Origin of the sequence: Rhizobium sp. Leaf311, assembly GCF_001423445.1 — a bacterium.
Classification (GTDB): Bacteria; Pseudomonadota; Alphaproteobacteria; order Rhizobiales; family Rhizobiaceae; genus Agrobacterium.
In genome coordinates, this window is the sequence record NZ_LMNZ01000004.1 from 91,800 (window position 1) to 118,509 (window position 26,710).

At 57.9% G+C, this 26,710-nt stretch carries 19 protein-coding genes and 1 tRNA gene; 14 read left to right on the forward strand and 6 right to left on the reverse strand.

The genetic code is table 11. The features are described from left to right. Nucleotides 1-158: 158 nt before the first annotated feature. Nucleotides 159-3,950: a peptidoglycan-binding protein gene (locus tag ASF69_RS06245; RefSeq protein ID WP_062587181.1), complete on the reverse strand. Its 3,792-nt coding sequence runs from the start codon at nucleotides 3,948-3,950 to the stop codon at nucleotides 159-161. Between the two features lie 368 nt (nucleotides 3,951-4,318). On the opposite strand from ASF69_RS06245, the gene ASF69_RS06250 reads away from it, so the two are divergent. The 7 genes from ASF69_RS06250 to ASF69_RS06280 all read left to right on the forward strand — a co-directional run bounded on the left by ASF69_RS06250 (nucleotide 4,319) and on the right by ASF69_RS06280 (nucleotide 12,590). Then, nucleotides 4,319-6,115, forward strand: coding sequence for an acyl-CoA dehydrogenase C-terminal domain-containing protein (locus tag ASF69_RS06250; protein ID WP_062586404.1), 1,797 nt, complete (start codon nucleotides 4,319-4,321; stop codon nucleotides 6,113-6,115). A gap of 92 nt (nucleotides 6,116-6,207) precedes the next feature. Beyond that, a complete protein-coding gene (locus ASF69_RS06255; protein WP_062586406.1) occupies nucleotides 6,208-7,416 on the forward strand; it encodes an acetyl-CoA C-acetyltransferase in 1,209 nt (402 codons plus the stop codon). 13 nt (nucleotides 7,417-7,429) lie between these two features. Continuing rightward, nucleotides 7,430-7,630 carry a hypothetical protein gene (locus tag ASF69_RS06260; protein ID WP_062586407.1) on the forward strand — a complete coding sequence of 67 codons (201 nt, stop codon included), beginning with the start codon at nucleotides 7,430-7,432 and terminating at the stop codon, nucleotides 7,628-7,630. A gap of 31 nt (nucleotides 7,631-7,661) precedes the next feature. After that, the gene (locus ASF69_RS06265) at nucleotides 7,662-9,878 is read left to right on the forward strand and encodes an FAD-dependent oxidoreductase (RefSeq protein WP_062586409.1); all 2,217 of its coding nucleotides are present in this window, start codon (nucleotides 7,662-7,664) and stop codon (nucleotides 9,876-9,878) included. A 200-nt stretch (nucleotides 9,879-10,078) separates the two neighbouring features. Beyond that, entirely contained in the window at nucleotides 10,079-10,474 is a 396-nt protein-coding gene (locus tag ASF69_RS06270; RefSeq protein WP_062586411.1) for a hypothetical protein, read from the forward strand. Nucleotides 10,475-10,738: 264 nt separating this feature from the next. Then, a tRNA-Phe gene (locus tag ASF69_RS06275) sits at nucleotides 10,739-10,814 on the forward strand. Nucleotides 10,815-11,456: 642 nt separating this feature from the next. Continuing rightward, nucleotides 11,457-12,590 (forward strand): porin, encoded by a 1,134-nt coding sequence (locus ASF69_RS06280; RefSeq protein WP_062586413.1) that lies wholly within the window; start codon nucleotides 11,457-11,459, stop codon nucleotides 12,588-12,590. Nucleotides 12,591-13,030: 440 nt separating this feature from the next. On the opposite strand, the gene ASF69_RS06285 is transcribed toward ASF69_RS06280, so the two are convergent. From ASF69_RS06285 to flgF, 3 genes are read right to left on the reverse strand one after another with little or no spacing between them, the layout of a single operon-like run. Then, nucleotides 13,031-13,588 carry a hypothetical protein gene (locus ASF69_RS06285; RefSeq protein WP_062586415.1) on the reverse strand — a complete coding sequence of 186 codons (558 nt, stop codon included), beginning with the start codon at nucleotides 13,586-13,588 and terminating at the stop codon, nucleotides 13,031-13,033. Nucleotides 13,589-13,590: 2 nt separating this feature from the next. Continuing rightward, the gene (fliI, locus tag ASF69_RS06290) at nucleotides 13,591-14,985 is read right to left on the reverse strand and encodes a flagellar protein export ATPase FliI (RefSeq protein WP_062586417.1); all 1,395 of its coding nucleotides are present in this window, start codon (nucleotides 14,983-14,985) and stop codon (nucleotides 13,591-13,593) included. Between the two features lie 15 nt (nucleotides 14,986-15,000). Further along, nucleotides 15,001-15,735, reverse strand: a complete 735-nt coding sequence (gene flgF, locus ASF69_RS06295; RefSeq protein ID WP_062586419.1) for a flagellar basal-body rod protein FlgF — start codon at nucleotides 15,733-15,735, stop codon at nucleotides 15,001-15,003. Nucleotides 15,736-15,983: 248 nt separating this feature from the next. Between flgF and motA the strand changes: the two genes are divergently transcribed. The 6 genes from motA to ASF69_RS06325 all read left to right on the forward strand — a co-directional run bounded on the left by motA (nucleotide 15,984) and on the right by ASF69_RS06325 (nucleotide 21,150). Beyond that, entirely contained in the window at nucleotides 15,984-16,856 is an 873-nt protein-coding gene (gene motA / locus ASF69_RS06300) for a flagellar motor stator protein MotA (RefSeq protein WP_062586421.1), read from the forward strand. Beyond that, nucleotides 16,853-17,812, forward strand: coding sequence for a FliM/FliN family flagellar motor switch protein (locus ASF69_RS06305; protein WP_082469648.1), 960 nt, complete (start codon nucleotides 16,853-16,855; stop codon nucleotides 17,810-17,812). Before motA ends, ASF69_RS06305 begins: the two co-directional genes overlap by 4 nt. A gap of 66 nt (nucleotides 17,813-17,878) precedes the next feature. Continuing rightward, nucleotides 17,879-18,421 (forward strand): flagellar motor switch protein FliN, encoded by a 543-nt coding sequence (gene fliN, locus ASF69_RS06310; protein ID WP_062586423.1) that lies wholly within the window; start codon nucleotides 17,879-17,881, stop codon nucleotides 18,419-18,421. 27 nt (nucleotides 18,422-18,448) lie between these two features. Then, nucleotides 18,449-19,492 (forward strand): flagellar motor switch protein FliG, encoded by a 1,044-nt coding sequence (gene fliG / locus ASF69_RS06315; protein WP_062586424.1) that lies wholly within the window; start codon nucleotides 18,449-18,451, stop codon nucleotides 19,490-19,492. A gap of 123 nt (nucleotides 19,493-19,615) precedes the next feature. Then, entirely contained in the window at nucleotides 19,616-20,698 is a 1,083-nt protein-coding gene (gene flhB / locus ASF69_RS06320) for a flagellar biosynthesis protein FlhB (protein WP_062586426.1), read from the forward strand. A 5-nt stretch (nucleotides 20,699-20,703) separates the two neighbouring features. After that, entirely contained in the window at nucleotides 20,704-21,150 is a 447-nt protein-coding gene (locus ASF69_RS06325) for a hypothetical protein (protein ID WP_062586428.1), read from the forward strand. A gap of 118 nt (nucleotides 21,151-21,268) precedes the next feature. Here the strand turns inward: ASF69_RS06325 and ASF69_RS06330 are convergent, their stop codons facing one another. Both ASF69_RS06330 and mscL read right to left on the reverse strand, forming a co-directional pair. Next, nucleotides 21,269-22,441 (reverse strand): pyridoxal phosphate-dependent aminotransferase, encoded by a 1,173-nt coding sequence (locus tag ASF69_RS06330; protein WP_062586430.1) that lies wholly within the window; start codon nucleotides 22,439-22,441, stop codon nucleotides 21,269-21,271. A gap of 111 nt (nucleotides 22,442-22,552) precedes the next feature. Further along, nucleotides 22,553-22,981, reverse strand: coding sequence for a large conductance mechanosensitive channel protein MscL (mscL, locus tag ASF69_RS06335; protein ID WP_062587183.1), 429 nt, complete (start codon nucleotides 22,979-22,981; stop codon nucleotides 22,553-22,555). Between the two features lie 211 nt (nucleotides 22,982-23,192). Here mscL and ASF69_RS06340 point away from each other — a divergent pair, with 211 nt between their 5' ends. Further along, a complete protein-coding gene (locus ASF69_RS06340; RefSeq protein WP_062586432.1) occupies nucleotides 23,193-26,702 on the forward strand; it encodes a NahK/ErcS family hybrid sensor histidine kinase/response regulator in 3,510 nt (1,169 codons plus the stop codon). Nucleotides 26,703-26,710 lie beyond the last annotated feature (8 nt).

The following is a 26,710-nucleotide window of genomic DNA, read 5'->3' on the forward strand; positions in this document are numbered from 1 at the left end:
TCAAGGCAAGCTTCACCACGAATGGGGTGGTATCGGTCGAGAAATGGCAAAGGCAGAAGCCTTGCGACCTTCCACTGTTCATGCCCATGGTGGGCATGACTGTCAATTATTCAACGGGAAATACGTTGATAATTTGGAAAGATCGGCAAACTGCCGGATTACTTGTTGCGAGCCAGCAACTCGGTAACCAGCTCATCGGTAATACGGCCGTCCGGTGTGTGACCGATGGACTTCTGGAAGTCCTTGATTGCCAGAACCGTGTTGCGGCCCAGCTTTCCATCCGGCTCGCCCGCCTTGAAGCCATTGTTGTTTAAGATGGCCTGGATGTTGCGGATCGCCTTCTGCATGTCGACGGATGAGGTCTTGATCTCTTCGCCGCCTGTCCATTCCGCTGGCGGGTTGACGGAGTTCGCATCATCATTGAGCGGGGTGACCTGCCAGGCATTGACAGCGGCCTTGGCGGTATCCAGCTGCGCGGGCGTCATGGCCTTGGCCACGTCGTCGCGCTTCTGGCCGGCATCGGCATCGCCATCACGGGCGGCAATTGCAAACCATTTGTAGGATTCTTCAAGGCTCCGGGCAACGCCGCTGCCACGCGCATAGAGAATGGCAAGGTTGAACTGGCTGTCACGAACGCCGAGGTTGGACGCGCGGATGAACCACTCTGCCGCCGCATTGAAATCCGGTGCGCCTGCAGCGTCGGAGGCGAGCAGAACGGCTAGGTTGTGCATGGCGCCCGCATTGCCCTGATCCGCGGCCAGCTGGTAGTACCGCTTGGCTTCGGACAGGTTGCGCTCGACACCGTTTGCCTTCTCATACATGTTTCCGAGGCGATACTGAGCCGGTGCGAGGCCGCGGTCTGCCGCAAGCTTGTACCACTTGGCAGCCTCGGCACGGTCGGATGGGACGCCGCGGCCATCGGTGTAGCGTGCGCCGATTTCAAACAAAGCCAGCCGGTCGCCCTTGGCAGCTGCGTCCGCCAGGGACTGAGGTGCAATGCCTGCCGGAACGGCAATCGTTTCGGCTGGTTGAGCGGCTGCGTCCTTTTTGAACTGGGCCTGCTGTGCGTCGGAGACAGCGGTTGCGGGCTGCAGGTGCTCCACTACGCCGGTGGACCGGGCGGCTGGCGCAACCGAAATCGTCGGCGTTTCCTGCGGAAGGCGCGCGCCGCCAATCGGCCTTGTGTCGATCAGATGATCGCCCTTGTCGGCTTCGGCCTGCATCCGTTCGCCCGCAGCTATGGCGTTTTCATCCATGGTGCTGTCAGAGGGAAGCGTCACGGCAGGGTCTACACCGGCGGGCTTTGCCTCGACCGGTACAACGGAAGCAGCCGGCGCCTCGACAGGCGCCTGGGCCGGTGCCGGTGCAGAACCGCTCGATGCTGGTTCGCTTGAGGATGGCTCGGTGGTGAGGGCGGGCGGGGCGGTCTCGCTACCGACGAGCGACTTGATCGCAGGCATTGCCATCATGGCCAGAAGAATGGCGCCAATGCCCAGAAGCAGGGGACGGCGGTAACGGGAAAGGGCGGAGCCTTCCTTTTCGGCATTCGTCGTCTTGGCACGCGGAGAACGTTGCGCGGCACTCCGGTCGGGCACGCTTTCCTGCGCGGCGGCCTGGGCAGCACGGCGGGCGGCCGCAATGAAGTCGGCACGGCTGTCGCCCTCGACGGTGCCATTGCGGGCAGCAGCCGTCTGGCTGGCACGCACACGCTCGAGAATCTTCTTGATGTCAGGCGCACCGGAGCCGGGCTCCAGCAGCTCGGTTTCCATGTCCGCCTGCAGCGTGTCGACGGGGTCGAGCGCCGGTGCAGGATCGATCTGCTGGCGCTGCGCGGCCTTCGGCGTTTCTGCTTCCTGCGTCTTGGCGGCGCTGGATTTGAAGCGACGGGTCAGCCCTGAGAGAATGCTGCGTTTTTCAGGAACAGCCGTCTTTTCTGCCTCGGGCGGCAGCGGCGCATCGGAAAGCAGCGCGGTTTCGGCGTCTACCGCTGTTTCAAACGAAGAACGGTCGTCCCTGGCAATCAGCCCTTCTGCCGGAAAGGTCGCGGCAGGCATACGTGCCACGCTTTCGTAAGCGGCCCAGTCATCTGCCGGAAGCGATGCGGATTGTGCAGCCGTCGGGCGATTGTCGAGCGTGTCGAGACGTCCGGCAATCTGGACCAGCGTTTCATGCAGCGCTTCGAAAGTCCGGTGCGTGCGCTCTTCTGTGTTGCGGCTGAGACCTTCCAGCTTGCGCAGATCATTGGCAAGCTCGGTCAGGATGACCATGTCCGCATTGCTGGCGGTCTGCGCCAGATTGTTGCGCGTATGCGCCTCAAGAACAGCTTCCGCCGCCTGACGTGCAGCCTCGATGATATATTCGTCGCTGGACGCCATATAGTCTTCGATATTGGCCATGCGCCGGTCGAGTTCCGGCGACATCTCGCCAGCACCAGCCGCGGGTGCTCGGGTCTCATCCAGCTTGGTGGCAATGTCGCTCAGGCGGTCTTCGAGGCGCTTGAAGGCCGTGTCATAGGACGCGTTGGATGGCGCGGCAGGCTTGGCTTCGATCTCTTCGATGCGCCGCGCGATCTTTTCCAGCCGCTCGGCCAGCTTGTCGTTGACAGCGCCATTGCCGAGTTCATCGATCTTGCGGGAAATCTCGGTCAGGAAGGAGGTCAGTTCCGGCTGGCTGGACGGGCGCTGCGAACGCTCCAGAAGCAGCGAAAGCTGATCCAGCCGGTCTCCCAGTTGCGAGACGCTGCGGTCGGTAGACAGCTCCTCGATGCGGGTCGTCAATGCATCCAGACGCGCGCCGAGGGCGTCCGCTGGCTTTTCCTTTGCCTCTGCTGCGCGCTTCAGCATCTCGATCTGCGAGGTGAGACTTTCCAGCCGGTCTTCCAGGCGCTCCGCCATGGAGGTATCGAAGGAGGAGGCCGCGCGGCTTCCCGTCGCGGATATCGCCCGGCTGATCTCGTCAAGACGCTCGTCCAGACCGGAGAAATGTTCGCCAAATGCCTGTTCGTTCGGCTGGATGTGACGGCCCAGCTGCTCGACTGCGCTGGCAATGGTCAGCAGTTTTTCTTCGAGTGCCCGGACGGCAGAGGAATTGCCGCTCATCGAACCCAACTGGCCCTTGATATCGTCCAGGCGGTAAGCGAGTGAAACGATCTCTTCCTGCAGCGGGGCGGTGTCGAAACCGCGCAGCGTGTCGTTGACGCTATCGAAGCGCTGCTCCATGCGGTGCATACTGTCTTCGCGCGCTACTTGGTCCATCAGGCTGCGCAATTCCTCGAATTCGCTGCGAAGGGCCTGCGCATCCGGCAGGGAGCTTCCACCCATCCGCTCGATGCTCGCCGCCAGCCGCGCGACGTCCTCGCGAATATCCTCGGCGAAATCCTGGTTTTCGGCAAAGGAGCGAATGTTGCGCAGCTCGGAGCGCACACCCTGCATTTCGCGGGCAACGCCTTCGGTAATCTCGTGCTTCAATTCCTGACGCAGGCTGACCAGTGCTTCCGCCACTTCGCGCAGCGCCGCATCGCCCTGACTTGGCGCTGGCGGTGCCGCGCGCTCGATACGGGCCGTGGGGCGTGGCCGTGAAGCTGGAATGGCTGTGGAGGAGCGATAGTCACGCTCGACATAGCGGCGGTCATGATCGCGCTCGGCCACCATGTCAGCACCACGGGCAGTGTCCGCCTGCTGTCGCTCCCAACGGGCATCGAGCGCCTGCTGGCGCTGCCGGATTTCGTTGACCGGATCAAAACGCGGCTTTGCCGGGGCATGGGCCGGGCTATCCTGAAATGCGGGGCGTTCGCGCTCGGAGCGCGTAGAATGATTGTCATAGGATGGGCGAGCGGCCTTCGCGCCCAGAAGATCCTCGATACGGGCCTCCAGGCCTTCAATGGTGCGGTTAAGCGCGTCCAGAGATGATCTGTCGTTTTGACGATGGGAATTCGATCGTAATCCGTTCATCTTCCTGCTCGCTTCGTCGTTGCCCGGTTTGCCTGTCTCGCTGCCCATGGGGCCGTGAAACACTGAGTTCTTGCTATTTGTTTGGTGGAACACCCCATGTGCGAAGCAGTCCGTCCACTAGGAACATTTCGCCATATTTGGTAAACAATTGGTTAACCATGTTGCGGCTTATTTAACTTTTTCTTCATATATCGAGGAGCAGTCATCTCTCAGCCCTGAAAACCCTGGTCTTTCCCGAGGTTTCTAAAGAATACACTGCCGTCCATATTTATCGTGAAAGCTATTTGACGTTTACGCGCACGTCAAATATTGTAAGCCCCATGTTGGTGCCGGAGCAGTCCGGCGAACGGTGCGGAGGATCATCGGTAATGCCTGTTTACAAGGCCCCAGTTAAAGACACCCTTTTCATTCTCAATGATGTGCTCGGCATAGAGCGCTACAACAATCTTCCCGGTTTTGAAGATGCCACGGCCGATATGATCGAAGCGATCACCGGCGAGGCGGCGAAGCTTGCCGAAGAGCAGCTCTTCCCGCTCAACCTGTCTGGCGACAGCCAAGGCTGCAAGCGCGCCGAAGATGGTTCGGTCTCTGTTCCCGATGGTTTCAAGCAGGCCTACGATGCCTATTGCGAAGGTGGCTGGACCGGCCTTGCCGTGCCGCCTGAATATGGCGGGCAGGGGCTTCCCTACACACTTCACGCTGCTATCGGCGAGTATATGTCATCGGCCAACCTGTCGCTGATGATGTATCCAGGCCTCACGCAAGGCGCGATCGCTGCCATTCTGGCGCATGGCTCCGAAGAGCAGAAGCAGACCTATCTGCCGAAGATGGTCGAGGGCACATGGTCCGGCACCATGAATTTGACAGAGCCGCATTGCGGCACTGATCTCGGTCTTCTGCGCACCAAGGCGGTGCCGCAGCCGGACGGCTCCTACAAGATTTCCGGCCAGAAGATTTTCATCTCTGCTGGTGAACACCCCATGACCAGCAACATCATCCATCTGGTCCTCGCCCGCATTGAAGGCGCACCGGAGGGGACCAAGGGCATTTCGCTCTTCATCGTGCCGAAATTCCTCGTCAACGGCGATGGCTCGGTCGGTACGCGCAACGGTGTGGTCTGCGGCGCGCTTGAGCACAAGATGGGCATTCACGGCAATGCAACCTGCGTCATGAACTATGATGATGCGACGGGCTATCTCATTGGCGCGGAGAACAAGGGCCTTTCGGCCATGTTCGTGATGATGAACGAGGCTCGCCTCGGCGTTGGCCTGCAGGGCCTGTCGGTTGGCGAAATCGCCTATCAGAACGCCGTCGAATATGCCCGTGAGCGCATTCAGGGCCGCTCTCTCTCCGGTGCGAAGGCGCCCGAGAAGAAGGCCGATCCGATCATCGTTCACCCCGATATCCGCCGCACGCTGATGACCATCAAGGCCTATAATGAGGCTGGCCGCGCTTTCCTTCTGTGGACCGCCCTGCAATCGGACATCGCCCACCGCGCAGCCGATGAAAAGGAACGCCAGACGGCGGATGACCTGCTTGGTCTTGTCACCCCCATTCTCAAGGGTGTGCTGACCGACAAGGGCTTCGACCATGCCGTGATGGCGCAGCAGGTGTTTGGCGGCCACGGCTATATCGAAGAACATGGCATGAGCCAGTATGTGCGCGATGCGCGCATCACCATGATCTATGAAGGTGCCAACGGCATCCAGGCGCTCGACCTCGTGGGCCGTAAGCTGGGCCTCAATGGTGGCCGTGCGGTCATGGCGCTCTTCAAGGAAATCGGTGATTTCTGTGAGGAAAACCGTGCCGATGAGAACCTGACGCTTTACACCAAGGGCCTGAAGAAGGGCCTGAACGACCTGCAGGCCGCGACCATGTGGTTCATGCAGCACGCCATGGCTAAGCCCGACAATGCCGGTGCCGGTTCCACCGACTACATGCACCTCTTCGGCCTCGTCGTTCTGGGTTACATGCAGGCGCGCATGGCAAAGGCTGCCCAGGCGGCACTGTCGTCGGGCTCTTCCTCAGACGAGGACTATCTCAAGACCAAGCTGGTGACGGCAAAGTTCTTCATGGAGCGAATCCTGCCGGAGACGGCATTGCGCAAGACGCGCATCGAAGCCGGTGCCGACACAATGATGGAACTGGCTGCGGAAGCGTTTTGACGGTGGAGCTTGAAGTCCTCTCATTGAAATGAGGGGGCTGCCTGCGCACCAGAAATTTCGAAGGCGCCCACGCGCCGACAGGGAGATGAGACATGACTGACGTTTATATTTACGACCACGTCCGCACGCCACGCGGGCGCGGCAAGAAGGACGGTTCGCTGCACGAAGTGCCTTCCGTTCGTCTGGCCGCCAAGACGCTGGAGGCGATCCGCGACCGCAACGGGCTTGATACCGCAACCGTCGATGACATCATTATGGGCTGCGTCGATCCGGTCATGGATGCTGGTGCCGTCATCGCCAAGGGCGCGGCCTTTGAGGCTGGATATTCGACCAAGGCGCCGGGAATGCAGATTTCGCGGTTCTGCGCATCGGGTCTGGACGCCATCAACTTCGCAGCTGGCAAGGTTGCCGCCGGTTCGGATGAAATCGTCATTGCGGGCGGCGTGGAAAGCATGTCGCGCGTTGGCATGGGCATGTCCGGTGGTGCCTGGTACATGGATCCTTCGGTCAGCTTCCCGGCCTATTTCATGCCGCAGGGTGTCTCCGCCGATCTGATCGCGACCAAATACGGCTTCAGCCGTGACGATGTGGATGCCTATGCGGTAGAAAGCCAGAAGCGCGCAGCGCATGCCTGGGAAAACGGTTACTTCAAGAATTCCGTCATTCCCGTGAAGGACCAGAACGGCATCACCATTCTTGACCGTGACGAGCATATGCGCCCCGGCACCGACATGCAGGCGCTCGCTTCGCTCAACGCATCCTTCCAGATGCCCGGCGAAATGGGTGGCTTCGAGGCTGTCGGCATCATGGCGCACCCCGAAGTGGAGCGTATCAATTACGTTCATCACGCGGGCAATTCCTCAGGCATCGTCGATGGCGCGGCTGCCGTGCTGGTTGGTTCCAAGGCCGGTGGCGAGAGCATGGGCCTGAAGCCACGCGCCCGCATCCGCTCCTTTGCCAATATCGGCTCCGACCCGGCGCTGATGCTGACCGGTCCTGTGGATGTGACCGAAAAGCTGCTGGCGAAGACCGGCATGTCGATTGCCGATATCGACCTCTTTGAATTGAATGAAGCTTTTGCAGCCGTGGTTCTGCGTTATCTTCAGGCCTTCGACATCAGCCACGACAAGATGAACGTCAATGGCGGCGCGATTGCCATGGGTCACCCGCTGGGTGCCACCGGCGCGATGATCCTTGGCACGGTTCTGGACGAGCTGGAACGCCGCGATCTCAACACCGCACTGGTCACGCTCTGCATTGGCGCGGGCATGGGCACGGCAACGGTTATCGAGCGGGTTTGATTGGGGCACGAGCATGGCGGGCTATCAGAACGAGACGAAGCGGCACTTCCAGACGAGGCAACTCGACAAGGACATGGCCGAGGCTGCTGAAGCAGCCGGTCACGTTACGCCTGCCGCCAGCCACGCACGGATGAAGGCAGAAGGACGAGGACTGATCATTGTTCTCGCTCTGCTTGTCGTTCTGCTTTGCTACCTGCTCGGCGTCTTCGGTTAGCACAAGAAATTCAGGGAAGAGGAATCCCAAGATGAGCACTTACACCAATTTCACCGTCGAGACCGACGCAGACGGCATTGCCCTTGTGACATGGGACATGCCGGAAAAATCCATGAACGTCTTTACGGCGGAAGTCATGGAAGAGCTGAACGCAATCGTTGACGCCACCGTTGCAGATGCGGCGGTCAAGGGCGTGGTCTTCACGTCTGGCAAGAGCAGCTTTTCCGGCGGCGCGGACCTGTCGATGATCAAGTCCATGTTCTCCTTCTACAATGAAGAGAAGGAAAAGGACCCGGATCAGGCAGCAAAGAAGCTGTTCGATCTGGTCGGCAAGATGAATGGGCTGTTCCGCAAGATTGAAACCAATGGCAAGCCCTGGGTTTCCGCCATCAACGGCACCTGCATGGGTGGCGCGCTGGAACTTTCGCTGGCCTGCCATGGCCGTGTCGCTTCAAATGCAAAGAGCGTCAAGCTGGCGCTGCCAGAAGTCAAGGTTGGCATTTTCCCCGGTGCCGGTGGCACGCAGCGTGTTTCCCGCCTGACTGATGCGCAATCCGCCCTACAGATGATGACGACCGGCCAGTCGCTGACTGCGAGCCGCGCCAAGGCCATGAACCTCGTGCATCAGGTGGTGGAGCCGGATCAGTTGATCCCCGCCGCCAAGCAGATGATCAAGGATGGACTGAAACCCGTCGCCCCGTGGGATGAAAAGGGCTTCAAGGCCCCCGGCGGCGGGATCTGGACGCCAGCGGCCGCCCAGCTCTGGCCTGCCGCACCGGCCATCCTGCGCCGTGAAAGCGCTGGCAACTACCCGGCAGCACTTGCCATCCTGAAATGCGTTTATGAGGGCCTGCAATTGCCCTTCGACACGGCCCTGAAGGTGGAGCAGCGCTACTTCACGGAAATCCTTCGCTCCAAGGAAGCCTTCGGGATGATCCGCTCGCTGTTCATTTCCATGCAGGAACTGGGCAAGGGCGCACGCCGCCCCGCCGGTCAGCCCAAGAGTGATCTGAAACATGTCGGCATTGTTGGTGCAGGCTTCATGGGTGCTTCCATCGCTTATGTCACTGCTGTTTCGGGTCTTGATGTGACCCTGATCGACCGTGATGACGAAGCCGCCGCCAAGGGCAAGGCCACCTGCGAAGGTCTGGTGAAAGACTCGGTCGGCAAGGGCCGCATGACGCAGGATGAGGGAGCAGCCATTCTCGCCCGCATCACGCCAAGCTCCGACTATGCCTCCCTCAAGACAGCAAATCTCGTCATCGAAGCCGTGTTCGAGGACCGCGATGTGAAGAAGGGCGTGATCGAAGCCGTCGAAGGTGTTCTGCCGGAAGGCGCTATCTTCGCCTCCAACACGTCAACCTTGCCCATCACCGGGCTTGCACAGAACTCCATGCGCCCGAGCGACTTCATCGGCATCCACTTCTTCTCGCCGGTTGAAAAGATGATGCTGACGGAAGTCATTCTGGGCAAGGATACAGGGGACAAGGCGCTCGCCGTGGCGCTGGATTACGTTGCCAGAATCAAAAAGACGCCGATCGTCGTCAATGACACGCGCGGCTTCTTCGTCAACCGCTGCGTGCTGCGTTACATGGCCGAAAGCTATGACATGCTGATCGAGGGCGTGCCTCCGGCAATGATCGAGAATGCTGCGAAGTTCGCGGGGATGCCGGTAGGCCCGCTGGCGCTCAACGACGAGGTGGCGATTGATCTTTCCTACAAGATCCTGAAAGCCACCATCGCCGATCTGGGCGACAAGGCCGTCGATGGCAGACATATGGAACTGGTCAAGAAAATGGTGGAAGGCGAGGGACGCTTTGGTCGCAAGAACGCCAAGGGTTTTTATGAATATCCCGCCAAGCCTGCCAAGAAGTCGCTCTGGCCCGGCCTGAAGGACATGTATGCGCAGAAGAAGCCTGAAGATGTTGATATGGATGTGCTGAAACAGCGCTTCCTCGTTACCATCGCGCTGGAAGCCGCCCGCACGGTTGAAGAGGGCATCGTCACTGATCCCCGCGAGGCCGATGTCGGCTCCATTCTCGGCTTCGGCTTTGCGCCTTACACCGGCGGCGCTCTCTCCTATATCGATGGCATGGGCGTGAAGGTCTTCGTTGATCTGGCGGAAAAACTTGCAGAGTCCTATGGGCCCCATTTCAAGCCCACACCGCTTTTGAAGGACATGGCCGCAAAGGGTGAAACCTTCTACGGACGCTTTGATCCTTACGGCAATGCTGCCCAGGCAGCATGAAGCCATCTAGATCATACAATCGACAGGCCCTGCGGGGCCTGTTTTCGTATCCTGTCTGCTAGAACTTCTGCTCCCCTGCCGACGCATTGAAGACCATCGTCATTTTGCATCCTTTTTCCCGCTGCTGCGTTTGCAGGACAGTCACCGTCCGCACGCGATTGTCGCGTCGGGAATCGCTGTTTACCAATGAGGAAAATCGAATGAGGGCGCCAGTACGATCCCATGGTTTCGACAAGCCATCCGACCTTGAAGACGAGCTTTCCGAGCTTGACGAGACCTTGAGCAACGAGCCGAAACATCCGGCGCTAAGAGCAAGGACACAGGACACGGCCCCTTCGCCAATCCAGCTGGAGCTTGACGATCTGCGCCAGCAAATTGAAGACATTCGCATCGACATCGAAAACCTCAAGGCTTCGAGATCGGCAAAGAGCCGCAAGAACAACAGCGCTGCCTCTGACGTCGCCAACTGGCTCCCGGTCGTGCGCTCGGTCGCCATCACATCATTGGCGGGCCGCATATTCGCATCGTCACCCATCATGGCATTGCTTGTCGCAGGAGTTCCCTTCGCGCTAGGCCTGTCTGCAGGCTCTAAATAACCGTGGTGGCAGAGGGTAGGGCGGTAACCTGCTGTCACGCCCTCTGCCCCACCCATCGCATTTGAAATACTGGCGCCGAATGCGACGATTGCAGGTCTCCGCTTTGCCTATCCACAGGGCCTTTCCAGCGCTTCCAAAAAACTGTCAAAAAAGTTTCGTCTGGTGCTTGCCATGGCCGAACAAGATGTTATAACCCCGCTCACTTCCGGGGCAGCAAGCTTCTCCGGCGCTTGAAAAAGCGAAGGTTCTTCAAGAGCCTGTAGTGCCCGGATAGCTCAGTTGGTAGAGCAGCGGATTGAAAATCCGCGTGTCGGTGGTTCAAATCCGCCTCCGGGCACCATTTAAATCCCTAAGTCGTTGTTGGTGCTTGACTCGCTACAGAATTCTTTCTGTTGCTGCTGAGAGTACCTGTTCTATTGCTGCCGCAACTCGAGGGAAGGTTGCCTTGGCGTTGTCTTTTCGAACTCTGGCATGATTCTTAGTGCGCCGATAAGAAACTTCCGCATCTCACACGGCACGTGACACTACGACCTCTTGTCGACCTCCTGAGAATTCCCTGTTCAGCCACGCGGCCGCATAAGCGTCTGCTAAGATTACGGACGCGCGAACACCTCGGTCGATTTGTGGCTTTCTGAGGCGGATGCCCTCCCACGGCCAGAGAGTGCGAGAAATCATCGTGACATGGAGACCGGCGCCGATTTTCCTTATTTTTCCCGCATCGGACGGTGTCTTATTCCGGCCTCGCGGCTCATCCCCAACGCAAAAGTTACCAGTCTATTAACAGAAAACGCACACCGCGCACCTCCGGTAACGTGAGTTGTAACTAAAATACAACAGGTGGGTCGTTGCGTACTTTCAAATATGACGAAATTCGACTCTACAAGGTTGCGAGGTCCGGCAACATTCTGTCTATTCGAAATCCGAAGCGGGGGGCATCTCTAAGATTGTTCCGCTTTGTAACGAAACATGACTGGAGGTCATTATGAACATCAAGAGCCTTTTGATCGGCTCCGCTGCCGCTCTCGCAGCAGTATCCGGCGCACAGGCCGCTGACGCTATCGTCGCTGCAGAGCCTGAGCCCCTCGAATACGTTCGCGTTTGCGACGCTTTCGGCACTGGCTTCTTCTACATCCCAGGCACCGAAACCTGCCTGAAGTTTGACGGCTACGTTCGTTTCCAGACGGAATTCGGTCGCGACCGTTCCGGCACGTCTGACTGGGATTCGTTCACACGCGCTCAGTTCAACATTGACACACGTACAGACACCGAACTCGGCGCTCTGCGTGGCTACATCGGCTTCCGCGGCAACGCTGACTCCGGCGTTGGTGGTTCGCTTGCTGGCACTTCCGGCAACTTCGGTTCTGGCGTATTCGTAGAGCAGGCCTTCATCGAACTCGGTGGACTGAAGGTCGGTAAGTTCTACAACTGGTGGGACGATGGTCTCTCTGGCGAAACTGACGATCTGTCGAACAACACCCTGTTCAACTCCATTCGTTACACCTACGACGCAGGCTCTTTCTGGGTTGGCGTTTCGGTTGACGAACTGGAAGGCACGAACGAATTCGTTACGCTTCAGACATTCGACCCAGCAACCGGCATTGGCACCTTCACAACTGAAGGCGACAACAATGTTGGCGTATCTGCTGGCATCGGTTCGAAGCTCGGTGGCGCTACACTCGCTCTGATCGGCGGCTACGACGTTGACCAGGAAGAAGGCGCTGTTCGCCTGATCGGCACTGCAGACATCGGTCCTGGCACGCTTGGCCTCGCAGGTGTTTGGGCTTCCGGTCCTAACGCTTACTTCGCACAGGCTGAATGGGTTGTTGCTGCTGAGTACGCAATCAAGGCAACCGACAAGCTGACCATTACCCCAGGCGCACAGTACTACGGCAACCTTTCCGGTTCTGTTGACGTGCTTGACGTAACCGGCACGACCGTCATCGGTTCCGGTATCGTTACCAACGACTGGACAAACGACGACGCTTGGAAGGCTGGCGTAACTGTTGATTACAAGATCACAGACGGTCTCTCCACAAAGGTCGCTGTCAACTACATCGACGCCGACAATGCTGACGACCAGGTTACTGGCTTCGTTCGCCTTCAGCGTTCGTTCTAATCAAGTCTGACTTGATCTAGGAAATGGAAAACCCGGCCTTGTGCCGGGTTTTCTAATTTAGTAAATATCAAAAAATTAGTAGACAAGTTTCTTTTTTAGCCCCAAGATATATGCGGTCAAATGGCGTGATCCACAGCGCTAAGCTTCGTCAGTTGACTCCAGTCAAGCCCCATCAACCACCCTTGGTTGATGGGGAGGACTCGTTTCCTAGGCTGATCGCTAACAAAGCGGATCGCCGCAAGCTCTCCAATAGTCCAATTCGCACTTTCCCAGATCCGCGAAGTCGTGGACTTCGGGGTATTTTTCACTGAGCATTGGCTGATAGCGGAGAGAACTGGTGTCGCGGTGGTGCGCACCGATATGGTTCATTGAAGCCTCTGGCGGCGTGTGTTCACGCAACAGCACTGCCAGCAAAATCCAGAACTGGTTTTATACGCAGTCTACTCGGCGTAAATCTCACCCGAGGACGTCACGATCTGCCATTTTCCATCGACATTGCTCATGGAAATCAACTTGCTTTCGTCGGGCAGGATTGAGCCGATCTGGACCAGGAACATTCCCGATTTGTCTTCAATGAGCGCACGCCCGTTTGAGACATGCAACAGTTTGAACTTTGTTCCGCCGGGAAAGGGTTGGGATTTTCCTTCTCCAATGGTGTCCTGCTCGGCACCCGCAGTCGGGACGGTTGCCGTTGTCAGGGCGTCGAGGTTCATATCAGGCGTTTCGTCCTGACCTTCAGAGGTCATGCCTTCATCGACATGGGGAATAATGGCGGCAACACCGCCGCCTTCGCGCTGGGGAACATGTTTGAGAGCTTCCCAGCCAGCGCCACTGATGCCGAATTTGTCAGGGTTGAAAAAGACGTACCAAGGAAGTGCCGCTGCAGCACCGGCCATGATGATAAGGCTGGTGGTAAGAACCCGGTCGAAATCGCGGATCGAGCGTCTGCGCTGCGCATCGCGATCCATGCTACCCGGCTTTTTCGTGAGAAGATTCATTGTTAGGCTCCCCGTCGCTGCATGGGTGCTGGTTGGTTGTTGACCGGTGCGTTTCGAAGAGCGTTAGCGAGCTCCGCATAGGCATCGATCACCGTCGCATCACCGGGCGACTGCTTGAGAACATCGTAGACGAAGGGCACCTGCTTGACGGCCATGTCGAGTTCCGGGTCAACACCGGGTCGATATCCGCCGATGAGACGCAGATCCTTGGTTTCTTCGAAATTATGAATTAGCGATTTGAGGCGCGAGACAAGCTTCTGCTGATCGGGCGTCCATGCCTTGTGGGAAAGGCGGGAAATGGATGCGAGCGGATTGATCGGCGGATAGCGACCTTCGTCGGCTAGAGACCGGTCCAGAACGATGTGGCCGTCCAGAATACCGCGTGTCGAATCGGCGATTGGGTCGTTGTGATTGTCACCATCGACAAGAATGGAAATGATCGCCGTAACGGTGCCCGCGCCCTCGGCGCCGGGGCCCGCGCGCTCCAGAAGTCGCGGCAGTTCGGTAAAGACCGAGGCCGGATAGCCACGGGCAATCGGCGGCTCGCCCGCTGCAATCGCGACTTCACGAATGGCATGGGCGAAGCGGGTGATACTGTCTGCAATGAACAGAACATTTTCGCCCTTGTCACGAAAATGCTCGGCAACGGTCATGGCAACCAGAGGCGCCATCTTGCGCAACATCGGGCTTTCATCGCTGGTTGCGACAATGGCGATTGATTTCTTCATGTTGTCACCGAGCGTATCCTCGATGAATTCGCGAACTTCGCGGCCTCGCTCGCCCACCAGCGCAATCACGACCTTGTCGAACGCATCGGCACGCGCGAGCATCGACAACAACGTGGATTTGCCGACGCCCGAACCTGCGAAAATACCCAGTCGCTGCCCCAGGCACAGGGGCGTGAAAATGTCGATTGCCTTTACGCCAGTCCGGAAGCCGACCGTGACGCGGCTGCGCGTCATCGAAGGTGGCGGCAAGGTCATGACCGAACGCTTGTGCGGCCCCTTCAGCAAAGGCCCCTTGTTGTCGATTGGCTTGCAAAGAGAGTTGATGGTCCGTCCGCACCAGCTGTCATCGGGCTCAACGCGGAATTCGCCTTCCCGCAAGACAACGTCGTTGACGCCAATGGGATCGCCCGGTTCGATGGGGCAGACATAGATCAGATCGGGCTCAACACGGACGACTTCACCGAGATGCAGCCCTGCCGAGCTTTTGTGCACGACGAATTCACCAAGCCGCACGTGTTCCGAAAGTCCGCTGACCGTGTAGTGACCAGCGGCAATGGTTCGCACGCGTCCGCCGCGCGACATCGGCATACCGGCCGCAGCCTGCGCTTCGATGATCTGCGCCAAGGATTCCAGCTTAGGGAAAATATTGGGTTGAACCTGGGTTTCCATGTGTGTCAAGCGCCGTTACTGCCCACCACCCAGCGTGCGCACTGCCTGTGAGAAAGAGTCCTCGGTGGATTTCATCATGGATGAAATGCCTTCGAAGGCCCGGTTCACCTGAATGAGCTGTGTCATCTGGTTGATGGCGTTGACGTTGGATTGCTCAACATAGCCCTGCATGACGCCGACAGAGGAATCGTTGACGACAGGCTGCGGCGCCTGGGAAAAGATAATGCCGCTGTTTTCATAGCGCACAAAACCCTTCGATGCGTCGGCGGTGAAGAGGCCAAGCTGGGCCACCGTCGTTCCGTTCTGGACAACGCGTCCATCGGACCCGACGGTCGGCTCTCCCGCTGCGGGATTGAGCTGGATCGGCGCACCACCCGCATCAAGAACCGGATAACCCTGGGTGGATACCAGCTCGCCTGTGACAGCCATGGAAAACCGGCCGTCGCGCGTCATGACCTGACCGGCAGGCGTATTGATGGCGAACCAGCCATCACCCTTGACTGCGAAATCGAACGAGTTGCCGGTCTGGATCATTTCGCCATTGCGGGTCGAAAGATAATCGTTGCCCTGCGTCACGAAGGCGATGTCGGCCTTCAGGTCGTTGCGCGTCTGGCTCATGACCTGGTCGAATTTGACCTCTGTTCCCCGGAAGCCGACAGTATTCATGTTGGCAATATTGTCAGCGATAGTGGTGAGGCGACGTTCCAAGGCGATCTGGGAAGAAATCCCGACATAAATACCAGATTGCATGTTAGTCTCCTGCGCAGAACCTGAGGAAAAGGCGCAGTGACGACACGGCAGCCTAATATTGGCTGAAACTATGAGTGTTTGCTTGTGCGAAGCTTTTGACGGGGAGCGCCCACTTTAAAGCGGCCGATTTACAGGCCAGTGGCGGGGGCTTCAGGACAAAGTCTGCAACATGGACGCGCAAGCCAGCCTCGCACAAGGCATGTCCCATATCCCTGACATGCGAAATTGGCATCAGACGCGAGCTTCAGATGAACATTATTATCGGACTAGTCATAACCTTTGGCTGTATTATCGGCGGTTACATGGCCATGGGCGGTCACCTGGACGTGCTGGTGCAGCCATTCGAGCTCGTCATCATCGGCGGAGCGGGCCTGGGCGGCTTTATCATGGCCAATCCCATGAAAGTGGTGAAGGACAGCGGCAAGGCTCTCGGCGAGGCGTTCAAATTCGCCGTGCCGAAGGAGCGTCACTATCTGGATGTGCTGGGCGTGCTCTACTCGCTGATGCGCGATCTTCGCACGAAATCGCGAAACGAAATCGAAGCTCACATCGACAATCCGGACGAATCCTCGATTTTCCAGCTTGCACCATCCGTTCTGAAGAACAAGGAACTGACCTCTTTCATCTGCGACTATGTTCGTCTCATCATCATCGGCAATGCGAGAAGCCATGAGATCGAAGCCCTGATGGACGAAGAAATCGAAACGATCCTGCATGACAAGATGAAGCCGTACCACGCCATCACGGCAATGGGTGACAGCTTCCCGGCAATCGGTATCGTTGCCGCCGTTCTCGGCGTTATCAAGGCCATGGGCAAGATCAACGAATCGCCCGCCGTCCTTGGTGGCCTGATCGGTGCTGCGCTCGTCGGTACCATGCTCGGGATCATCCTGTCCTACTCGATCTGTAACCCGCTTTCGGCACAGATCAAGATCGTTCGCACCAAGCAGCACCGCCTCTACATCATCGTCAAGCAGACGCTGTTGGCCTACATGAACGGCTCCGTTCCCCAGGTCGCGCTTGAGTACGGACGCAAGACCATCTCCAACTACGAGCGCCCGTCCATCGATGCTGTCGAGCAGGAGATGATGAACCCCGGTGGCGATCAGAAGGCGGCTTGATGATGGCGAATGCTGCACAGACAACTGCTTCGACGATGGATCCGGCCCTGCTCGCAAAGCTGACCGGCGGCCTTGGCGACAGCAAGCGGATAGCCAAGATCGGCACCGAGATAGGTCAGATCTACAGCAACTTCCTGCCTGATATCTTCCACAGCGAAACCGGCATCGCAATCGAGGTGGATTATATCGGTTGCCAATCCGGCCTGATGACGGATCTTATCCAGCAACTGGGCAAGGAATTTGCCGTTGCGGATTGCTCCTTGCGCAATTGGTGCCCCAATTTCATGCTGGGCACCGGCACGGCCTTCATCATGGCCTTGATGGAGCGCATGCTCGGTGCAGCGCCCGAGACCATCATGGAGCCGGAAGTTCGTGCACTCTCGCAAATCGAGCTCGATCTGGCCGCACTGGTCATCGGGCGGGTTGGAGACGTCCTTCGCTCGGCGGTGAACGCGCCGGGCGGATTTGAGGCAACAGTGGAGCCGCCGTTCAACGGCAATGGCAAGAGCGCCTTCGAAGAGGCGATGGCCGCCCAGTTCGGGCTGATGATCCGTCTGAAGGTGGACATCGGCAAAGTTTCGTCCGAGTTCGCGCTGGTCATTCCACAACGTGCGCTCCTGAAGACCAATATCGTCGCGCCGAAACCATCTGCTCAGGCGTTGAAGAAGCAGGAAGAATGGGTGGAGATGATCTCCGAGCAGGTCAAGCGGTCCCAGGTGACACTGGAAGCGAGAATAAGGCTGCAAAGCCTGACACTCAAGACCATTGCGCGTCTCGTCGAAGGCGACGTCATCCCGTTCAGGGATGCCAAGCAGGATGATATCTGCGTCGAAGTCAGCGCCAACGGCGCCAATATGTACAACTGCGAGTTTGGACGGGCCGGAGACAGATACACGGTCCGGGTCAAGAATAACGTCAGCACGGACGACGAAATTCTTCGACATTTGATGGGTTAAAACTTGAGCATGCCTTTTGCGAGGTATGGGCAGCTTGACGCAAGTTTCAAAGGGAATAATTAGCGCATGGCTACGAAAAAGACACCAAAAACCGACGATGATTTGCTGCCTTCGCTCGATGATACAGGCGATCTGGATCAGGCGATCGGCGATCTGCGCGGCGTGCTGAAGACTGATTCGGAAGGATCGCTCGGGGATTTTGGCGATTTCGGTGACTTCGGTTCGGACAGCGCCGAGCCTGTCGTCAACGATCTGGCCTCTTTCGGCGACGGAATGGACAGTTTCGGCGCGTCGGACTTCGGTTCCTCCGCCGCACCTTTGGCCGCTTCGCCATCGCCTTTGGGGAGTGGACTGTCGGATAATCTTGATCTGATCATGGATATTCCGATCGATGTTCAGATCGTTCTCGGTACCAGCCGTATGCTCGTATCGGGATTGATGGGATTGGAAGAAGGTGCGACAATCGCTCTTGAGCGCAGGATTGGCGAGCCGGTGGAAATCATGGTGAATGGTCGTTGCATTGCGCGCGGCGAAATCACCGTTCTGGAAGACGACGATACGCGTTTCGGCGTAAAGCTGATCGAAGTGATGAGTACCAAGAAAGCCTAATCCCTGTGGGGACGGAGAGGAAAGACCATGATGGACTTTGAGGATTTCGGTAACCCTGTGATGGGGAAACCGTTGTCTCAGGCTGATAAGGCCGCCGCCGTGCTGCTGGCGATGGGAAAAGGCGTGGCCGGAAAACTCCTCAAGTTTTTCACGCAGGCCGAGCTGCAGACCATCATCAATTCGGCTCAGACGCTTCGGGTCATCCCGCCTGACGAGCTTGCGCAGATCGTGGCCGAGTTCGAGGATCTCTTCACCGAAGGCACTGGCCTCATGGACAATGCCAAGGCGATCGAAAGCATTCTGGAAGAGGGTCTGACGCCCGAGGAAGTTGACGGCCTTCTGGGGCGCCGCACCGCTTTCCAGGCCTACGAGACCTCGATCTGGGATCAGTTGCAGGAAGCGGACCCGCAGTTCATCGGCAAGTTCCTGATGCGCGAGCATCCGCAGACCATCGCCTATATCCTCTCCATGCTTCCTTCATCCTTCGGTGCCAAGGTGCTGCTGACCATTCCCGACGAGCAGCGCGCCGACATCATGAACCGTACCGTCAACATGAAGGAAGTCAGCCCCGCCGCGACGCAGATCATCGAGAAGCGTGTGATGGCCCTGATCACGGAAATGGAAGCAGAGCGCAACGCAGCCGGCTCCGCAAAGGTCGCCGACCTCATGAACGAACTCGAAAAGCCGCAGGTCGATACCCTGCTCAGCTCTCTCGAAACGCTCAGCAAGGAATCGGCAAACAAGGTCAAGCCGAAGATCTTCCTGTTCGAAGACCTTCTGTACATGCCACAGCGCAGCCGCGTATCCCTGCTCAACGATGTCTCGGCCGACATTCTCACCATGGCGCTTCGTGGCGCCACGGGAGAGATCAAGGAATGTGTGCTGTCCAGCATCAGTCCACGCCAGCGCCGCATGATCGAGTCGGATCTTGCAGTGCCGATGGCCTCGCTCAACACACGCGAAGTTGCAATCGCCCGTCGCGCTGTCGCACAGGAAGCCATCCGTCTGGCCAATTCGGGCCAGATCGTTCTCAAGGAAGCGCAAACGCCGGACTCTTCCGCGGCGGCCTGACGCCGCCCCGGATAGAATCTGTGGGGCCGGGCTACAACCGCTTGCGGGAGGCCGGCACCACCTATACCCTTGCCATCAACGGCCTGCCGGTTCCGGCGGGCCTTTTTGTTCAGGGGACGTGTCTTGTCAGACGGCGAAGACAAAGAGAGTAAAACAGAAGAACCAACAGAGAAAAAACTTCGCGACGCGGAAGAGAAGGGTAACGTCCCGTCTTCCCCCGAAGCCTCTCTCTTTGCGTCGACGCTTGCTTTCTATGTCTATCTCGTCTTCTTTGCGCCGGACGGAATAAAGCGGCTGGGCGAAACGCTGGAAGACATCATCGAGCGGCCTGAACAATGGCGGCTGAACACCGCAGCAGACATGGTGTCCCTCGGGCTCCATCTCGCCAAGGAGATGGGCAGTCTTCTTCTGCCGGCGGGCGTCATGTTCATGGTCTTCGGCCTGGGGCAATCCTTCGCGCAAAATCTGCCGCAATTCGTTCTCGACCGGATCACGCCGCAGGCCTCGCGAATCTCTCCGGTTCAAGGGTTCAAACGCATCTATAGCGTCAACGGCCTGGTCAACTTTGCCAAGTCTCTTTTCAAGGTCGTCGTTGTTTCGATCATCATGGTGATGGTGCTGAAGAACGACTACTACCGGCTTCTCGATTCGTTGGTGACCGACCCCCACAGCATGATGGCGACGGGTTTCGAGATCCTGAAGAAAATGGTGATCGTCGTTCTGTTTTCGACCGGACTTCTGGCCGTTGCCGACTACTTCTGGGCCAACCATCGCTGGTACACCGAACAGAGGATGACGAAGCAGGAAGTCAAGGACGAGCACAAGCAATCGCAGGGCGACCCTGTGGTAAAGGCTCGCCAGCGCTCCATCGCGAGAGATCGCGCGCGACGCAGAATGATGGACGGCGTGCCACGCGCAACGCTGGTCATCACCAACCCCACGCACTATGCCGTTGCCCTGCGCTACGTGAAAGAGGAAAGCGACGCGCCCATCGTCGTTGCCAAGGGGCAGGACCTGATCGCTCTGAGGATCAGGGAGATCGCGACAGAGAACGGCATACCTATTTTTGAAGACCCGCCGCTCGCCCGCTCCATGTTTGCGCAAGTCTCGGTGGATAGTGTCATCCCGTCAGTATTTTATAAGGCTGTGGCGGAACTCATTCACAAGGTTTACGCCGCGCGCCAAAACAAAAGACGGGTAAACTGATCAATATGAAAAAATGCTCATATTCGGCTGAAAGAGAAGAAATATTGGCTCGCGCAATCAGCCCTGTGGCTGCCGAGCTCCGACTGATCGATGCGGGAGATCTGATTTCTCTCCTGAAGTTCGAATATTACAGCAGCCTGGCCGACCTGGTCGATTCGGCGGCCGAACTCTATTTCCATCCCGGAACGGTCTTTTTCGGGATTGGCGGAGACTACAAGCTCGACTGGGATACCTATCCCTGCATTACGCTCGATCTTGAGATCAAGCCGAAGGGCGTGACCATTTATGCGCAGCTGATGCTGGAAAAGGATCGCGCAGGGGTCAATATCAACTACATAAACTTCCAGAATCCTTCGAGCGATCCCAACGAAAATACCGCGTTCCTGGCCGATAGCCTGCGCCACGCGACCTTTTATCGTTCCGCTGCACCCGCTGCCAGCGTCAGCCACTGAAAATTCGAGACATGTGCCAACCAGCTGCACATGTGATGCGGCTGGATGAGCATTGTCGTGTCGATTTCTGAAATGACACCGCCCCGACAGCTTCACGGCTGCCGGGGTGGTTCCGTTCTCAGGCGCGTTTGCCAGTGATGTAGTGAGACAGTCTCTGCGCCGCATCCTCGATCTGCGCCGGGTTTCGCAAGAAGCACGCACGCAGGAACAGTTCTCCGCCCGGACCAAAGGCAGTGCCGGGTGCGAGCCCCACACCGACCTTGTCGACAATATCGAATGCGGCCAGGCGACTGTCCGTGACACCATCGATCTTGAGGAAGGCGTAAAGTGCGCCATCGGGCTTGAGCGTTTCGACGCGGTTCGTGGCAATCAACGCGTCGCAGAGGATATCACGCGACCGCGTTGCGCGGGCGATGTTCTCGCGGATGAAGTCATCGCCATGGTCGAGTGCGGCAACAGCACCACGCTGCATGAACTGGGCTACGCCGGATGTGGAATATTGGATGAGGTTTTCAATTACCTGACCCATTTCCGGTGGCGCGACCAGCCAGCCCACTCTCCAGCCGGTCATCGACCAGTTTTTCGAAAAGGAATTGGCAAAGATGATCCGGTCGCCATCTTCCATGATATCCAGAAAGGACGGGGCGCGATGCGCACCATAGTGGTAGAGGGCGTAAATCTCGTCGGCGATGATCCAGAGGCCATGTCGGCGTGCCAGCGCCAGAATGTCCCGCAGATCTTGCTGCGTGGCGGTCCACCCGGTGGGGTTGGATGGCGTATTGATGAACAATGCCCGGGTCTTCGGCGTGACCGCCTGTTCGAGCTTTGCGACATCGATAGTCCATCTGCCGTTGGTGAAATCGATGCCAACCGGGACCGCCTGCGCACCGGCAACACCGATAGCCGACACGATATTCGGCCACGTCGGGGTAAGATAGATGACGTCATCGCCTGGCGAGGTCAGTGCCTGCACGGCAAGCACGATGGCCTGCATTCCCGATCCCGTAACGTAAAAATGCTCCGCCGAAAGTTCGGCGGAGAAATGACGCTGGTAATATCGGCTCAGCGCTTCTCTTAATTCCGGAATGCCGCGTTGCCAGGTGTAGAAGGTCTCCCCGGCAACCAGTGCGTCTGCCGCAGCCTGTGCGATGAAGGCAGGCGTTGGAAGGTCACCTTCGCCTACCCAGAGCGGCAGCAGGTTTTCCCTGTCATGTGCGTATTTCTTGACTTCGACAATTCCGCTTTCAGGTGCTGCCAGCGCGCGGGCACTCAGATTATCCAGTACAGACATGAAAAAGGCACTCCATTTCGAGTGCCTTCCATATCGCATCTGAGAGATGCGGTGCATGATATTGTGTGAAGAAACCACCTAATTCGCTGATGGATCACCCACCCGATGCAATCAGCGGGTCTTCAGCAGATCGCGAATTTCGGTAAGCAACCGTACATCTTCCGGTGGAGGCGCAGGGGCCTTCTTTTCTTCCACCTTCTGGCGCTCGACCGATGACCGCAGCTTGTTTACGCCCTTGACCATGAGGAAGATGATCCAGGCGAGAATGAGGAAGTTGATGACGACGGTCAGGAAATTTCCATAGGCAAAGACAGCACCCTGCTCGCGCGCAGCAGCAAGCGATGTTGCCGTCACCTTCGACGACAATGGCAGGAAATAATTGGCGAAGTCGAACCCGCCGAAGACTGCGCCGACGATTGGCATGATAAGATCGTTGACGACGGAATCGACAATCTTGCTGAAGGCTGCACCAATGATGACGCCGACGGCCAGATCCATGACATTGCCGCGGGCAATAAACGTTTTAAATTCGTTGAGCATTTCGAAGTCCCTCTTGCAAACCCTCTCCTTGCCGACGTCTGGCGTGCGGCAGACAAAACAATAACATTCAATTTTCGAATGTGCAGATATATGGCGAAAGAACCCGGTTGGTTCCATGATCATTAAACTTAATGACGAGACCCGGCCAATTCTCATTTCCCCATAATTGTCCTATGCTTGCACAAGAGGACAGGGGGGAGAGAACAGAAAAGTGCTTCCTGGGTGGGTCATATTCGGTTCGGCATTTGCCTATATCCTGCTGCTGTTTGCAGTAGCGAGTTATGGTGACCACAAAAGCCGCCAGAAGCCTGTGTCGAGCAAGGGCAGGCCCATCGTCTACGCGCTCAGCCTGGCAATCTATTGCACCTCCTGGACCTATTTCGGCGGCGTCGGGCTGGCCTCGGAACGTGGCATCGAGTTTCTGGGAATCTATACCGGTCCGATCCTTGCGTTTACGCTTGGAATGCCGATCCTGCGGCGGATCGTGGAGCTGGCCAAGGCCGAGAAGCTGACGTCGATTGCCGATTTCATTGCGGCAAGATACGGCAAGAACCCCACGGTCGCCACGCTCGTCTCGATCATCGCGCTGGTGGGTGCTATCCCTTACATTGCGCTCCAGCTCAAGGCGGTTTCCAATTCGGTTGCGGCCATGGTCGATCCCAGCGACTACGGCATTGGCAGCGGCAACCTCTATTTTCTCGATCTGCCCCTGCTGGTTACCGTGGTCATGGCAGGCTTTGCCGTCATTTTCGGCACCCGCCATACCGACGCGACCGAACATCAGGACGGTCTCATTCTGGCGATCTCCATGGAGTCGGTCGTCAAGCTGCTGGCGATCTGCACCGTAGGTGTCTACGTCGTCTTCTTTCTTTTTGATGGGCCATCGCAACTGTGGCGGCTTGCTTCCGAAAACGAGCAGGTCGTCGAGGCGATGTCCTACCAGACGCCGATCAGCCGCTGGATCGTGCTGACGCTGCTGTCTGCCTTTGCAATCATTCTCCTGCCGCGCCAGTTTCATGTGACCGTCGTGGAAAACCGCACGCCCAACGAGCTGCGCATGGCGGGCTTCCTCTTCCCGCTTTACCTCATCGCCATCAACATCTTCGTTCTGCCGATTGCGATTGCGGGGCTGCTGACGCTCGGCGGCAATGGCAATGCCGATCTCTACGTTCTGCAATTGCCGCTTGCCAACGAAATGCCGCTTGTTTCGCTCATCGCCTTCATCGGGGGCTTTTCTGCTGCAACCGCAATGGTCATCGTTGCCTCCGTCGCCCTGTCGATCATGGTGTCGAACGACATCGTCATGCCAATTTTCCTGCGCCAGAAACTGCTGAACCGGTCATCCCACCGTGATGATTTTGCCAAGACGCTGCTCAATATTCGGCGCACCGCCATTTTTGCTGTCCTGTTGCTGGGTTATGCCTATTACAGGGCCGCCGACAGCACCTCGGGGCTGGCATCCATCGGCCTTCTCGCATTCGCCGCCATTGCACAGATGGCACCCTCTCTTCTGGGCGGGCTGGTATGGCGGCGGGCGAATGCCCGTGGCGCAATCGCCGGGTTGAGCTCCGGCTTTTTCGTCTGGGGCTATCTGCTTTTTCTGCCGAGCCTTGGCGGGCCGGACAATTCCCATATAGCGGCCACCATCCTGAGTTTCCTGCTGCCCGGCACGACGGTTTTCAGCAATCCCGGTGCCGACCCGCTGGTGAATGCGGTAACGCTCAGTCTGCTGGTCAATTGCCTTGCGTTTTTGCTGGGCTCGCTGTCGCGCAATCCACGGCCGGTCGAACGGATACAGTCGGGCATTTTCGTGAAGCGCCATTCCAAATCGCAATTTGCGACCCGTGGCTGGAAAACCCGGATCAGCGTTGGAGACCTGAAGACCGCGATTGCACGCTATCTGGGCGAGGAACGGATGCTGCGCTCGCTGGCCACCTACGAAAAAACCGCCGGGCGTAAACTGGAAGACGAACAGCCCGCAGACATGGCGCTGATCCACTTTTCGGAGCAATTGCTGGGCAGCGCCATCGGATCGTCCTCCGCGCGGCTGGTGCTGTCGCTGATCCTGCAGAAGGTTGAAGATACGAGCGCCGATACGGTCTGGCTGCTGGATCAGGCAAGTGAAGCGTTGCAGTATAATCAGGATATGCTGCAGACGGCACTCGCCCAGATGGATCAGGGCATTGCCGTGTTCGACAGTTCGCAACATCTGACCATATGGAACCGCCGTTTCCGCACGCTGCTGGATCTTCCCGAGCAATATGGCAGGGTAGGCCTGCCGCTGGTCGAAATCGTCGCCATGCTGGAAGAGCGCGGCGATATCGCAGCCGGTGAGCAGCGCAACACCATCGATCTCTTTCTGACCATGGACATGCCGTTTTCGCTGGTGCTGGCAGGTGGTGCCCGCATCATCGAAGTGCGCTCCAACGCCATGCCCGACAAGGGCATCGTTGCGACCTTTACGGATATTACCCAGAGAGTGGCCAGCGATCAGGCACTCAAGCAGGCCAATGAAACGCTGGAGCAGCGTGTCGAGGAACGCACGGGACAGCTGACACGGGTCAATCACGAGCTTGCGGAGGCTCGTGCTGCCGCCGAAGAGGCCAATATCGGCAAGACCCGCTTTTTCGCCGCGGCAGGCCACGATATTCTTCAGCCGCTCAATGCGGCAAGACTCTATTCCTCGGCGCTGGTGGAGCGGATGGGCGATTCGGACAATGGCTCGCTTGTCCAGAATATCGACTCGGCTCTGGAATCCGTGGAAACCATTCTGGGTGCCGTGCTGGATATTTCACGGCTGGATACGGGCTCCATGAAGCCTCGCATGGCGTCTGTTTCCCTCAACGATCTTCTCAAACGTGTCGAGACCGATTTCGCGCCGATGGCGCGGGAGAGGAACATAAAACTCGTCGTCATGCCGACATCGATGACGGTGAAGTCCGATATCAATCTGCTGCGTCGTCTCGTTCAGAACCTGGTGTCCAACGCCATCAAATACACGATTTCGGGCAAGGTCGTCGTTGGTGTGCGCCGAAAGGGCAAGGAAGCCGTCATTCAGGTTTCCGATTCGGGAATTGGCATTCCCTCTTCCAAATTCCGGACGATTTTTAAGGAATTCGCCCGGCTTGAAGAGGGCGCAAAAACCGCCGCCGGACTGGGGCTGGGGCTTTCCATCGTCGACCGGCTGTCGCGTATTCTGCATCACCCGGTGCACCTGTCATCCATTGAGGGGAGGGGCACGACGTTCAGGGTTCACATGCCGCGTGAGGTTGCCAATGCCCGCGCCATCAAGACTGCGGAGCGACAGCCGCCGCAAGCGGTCGGTCAGCGGATGCAGGGCTTCCGCGTTCTGTGCATCGACAACGAACCGAAAATCCTCGAAGGCATGGCGCTGCTTCTGTCCGGATGGGGCTGTGACGTCCTTCAGGCGGGGTCTTCAGGCGCAATCGACGAGATGCTGACAACATGGACAGTGGCGCCCGATATGATCATTGCCGACTATCATCTCGACGATACCGACGGTGTCGACGTCATCGTCTCGCTCAGGCGGTTCTATCAGCGGGATATTCCCGCACTTCTGATTACCGCCGACCGCACGTTAGAGGTTCGGGCACAGGCGGAAAAGGAAGGGATTACCGTGCAGCACAAGCCCGTGCGGCCAGCAGCGCTGCGCGCCTATATCAACCAGGTTTACAGCGTCGTACGGGCCGCTGCCGAATAGGCACGGAG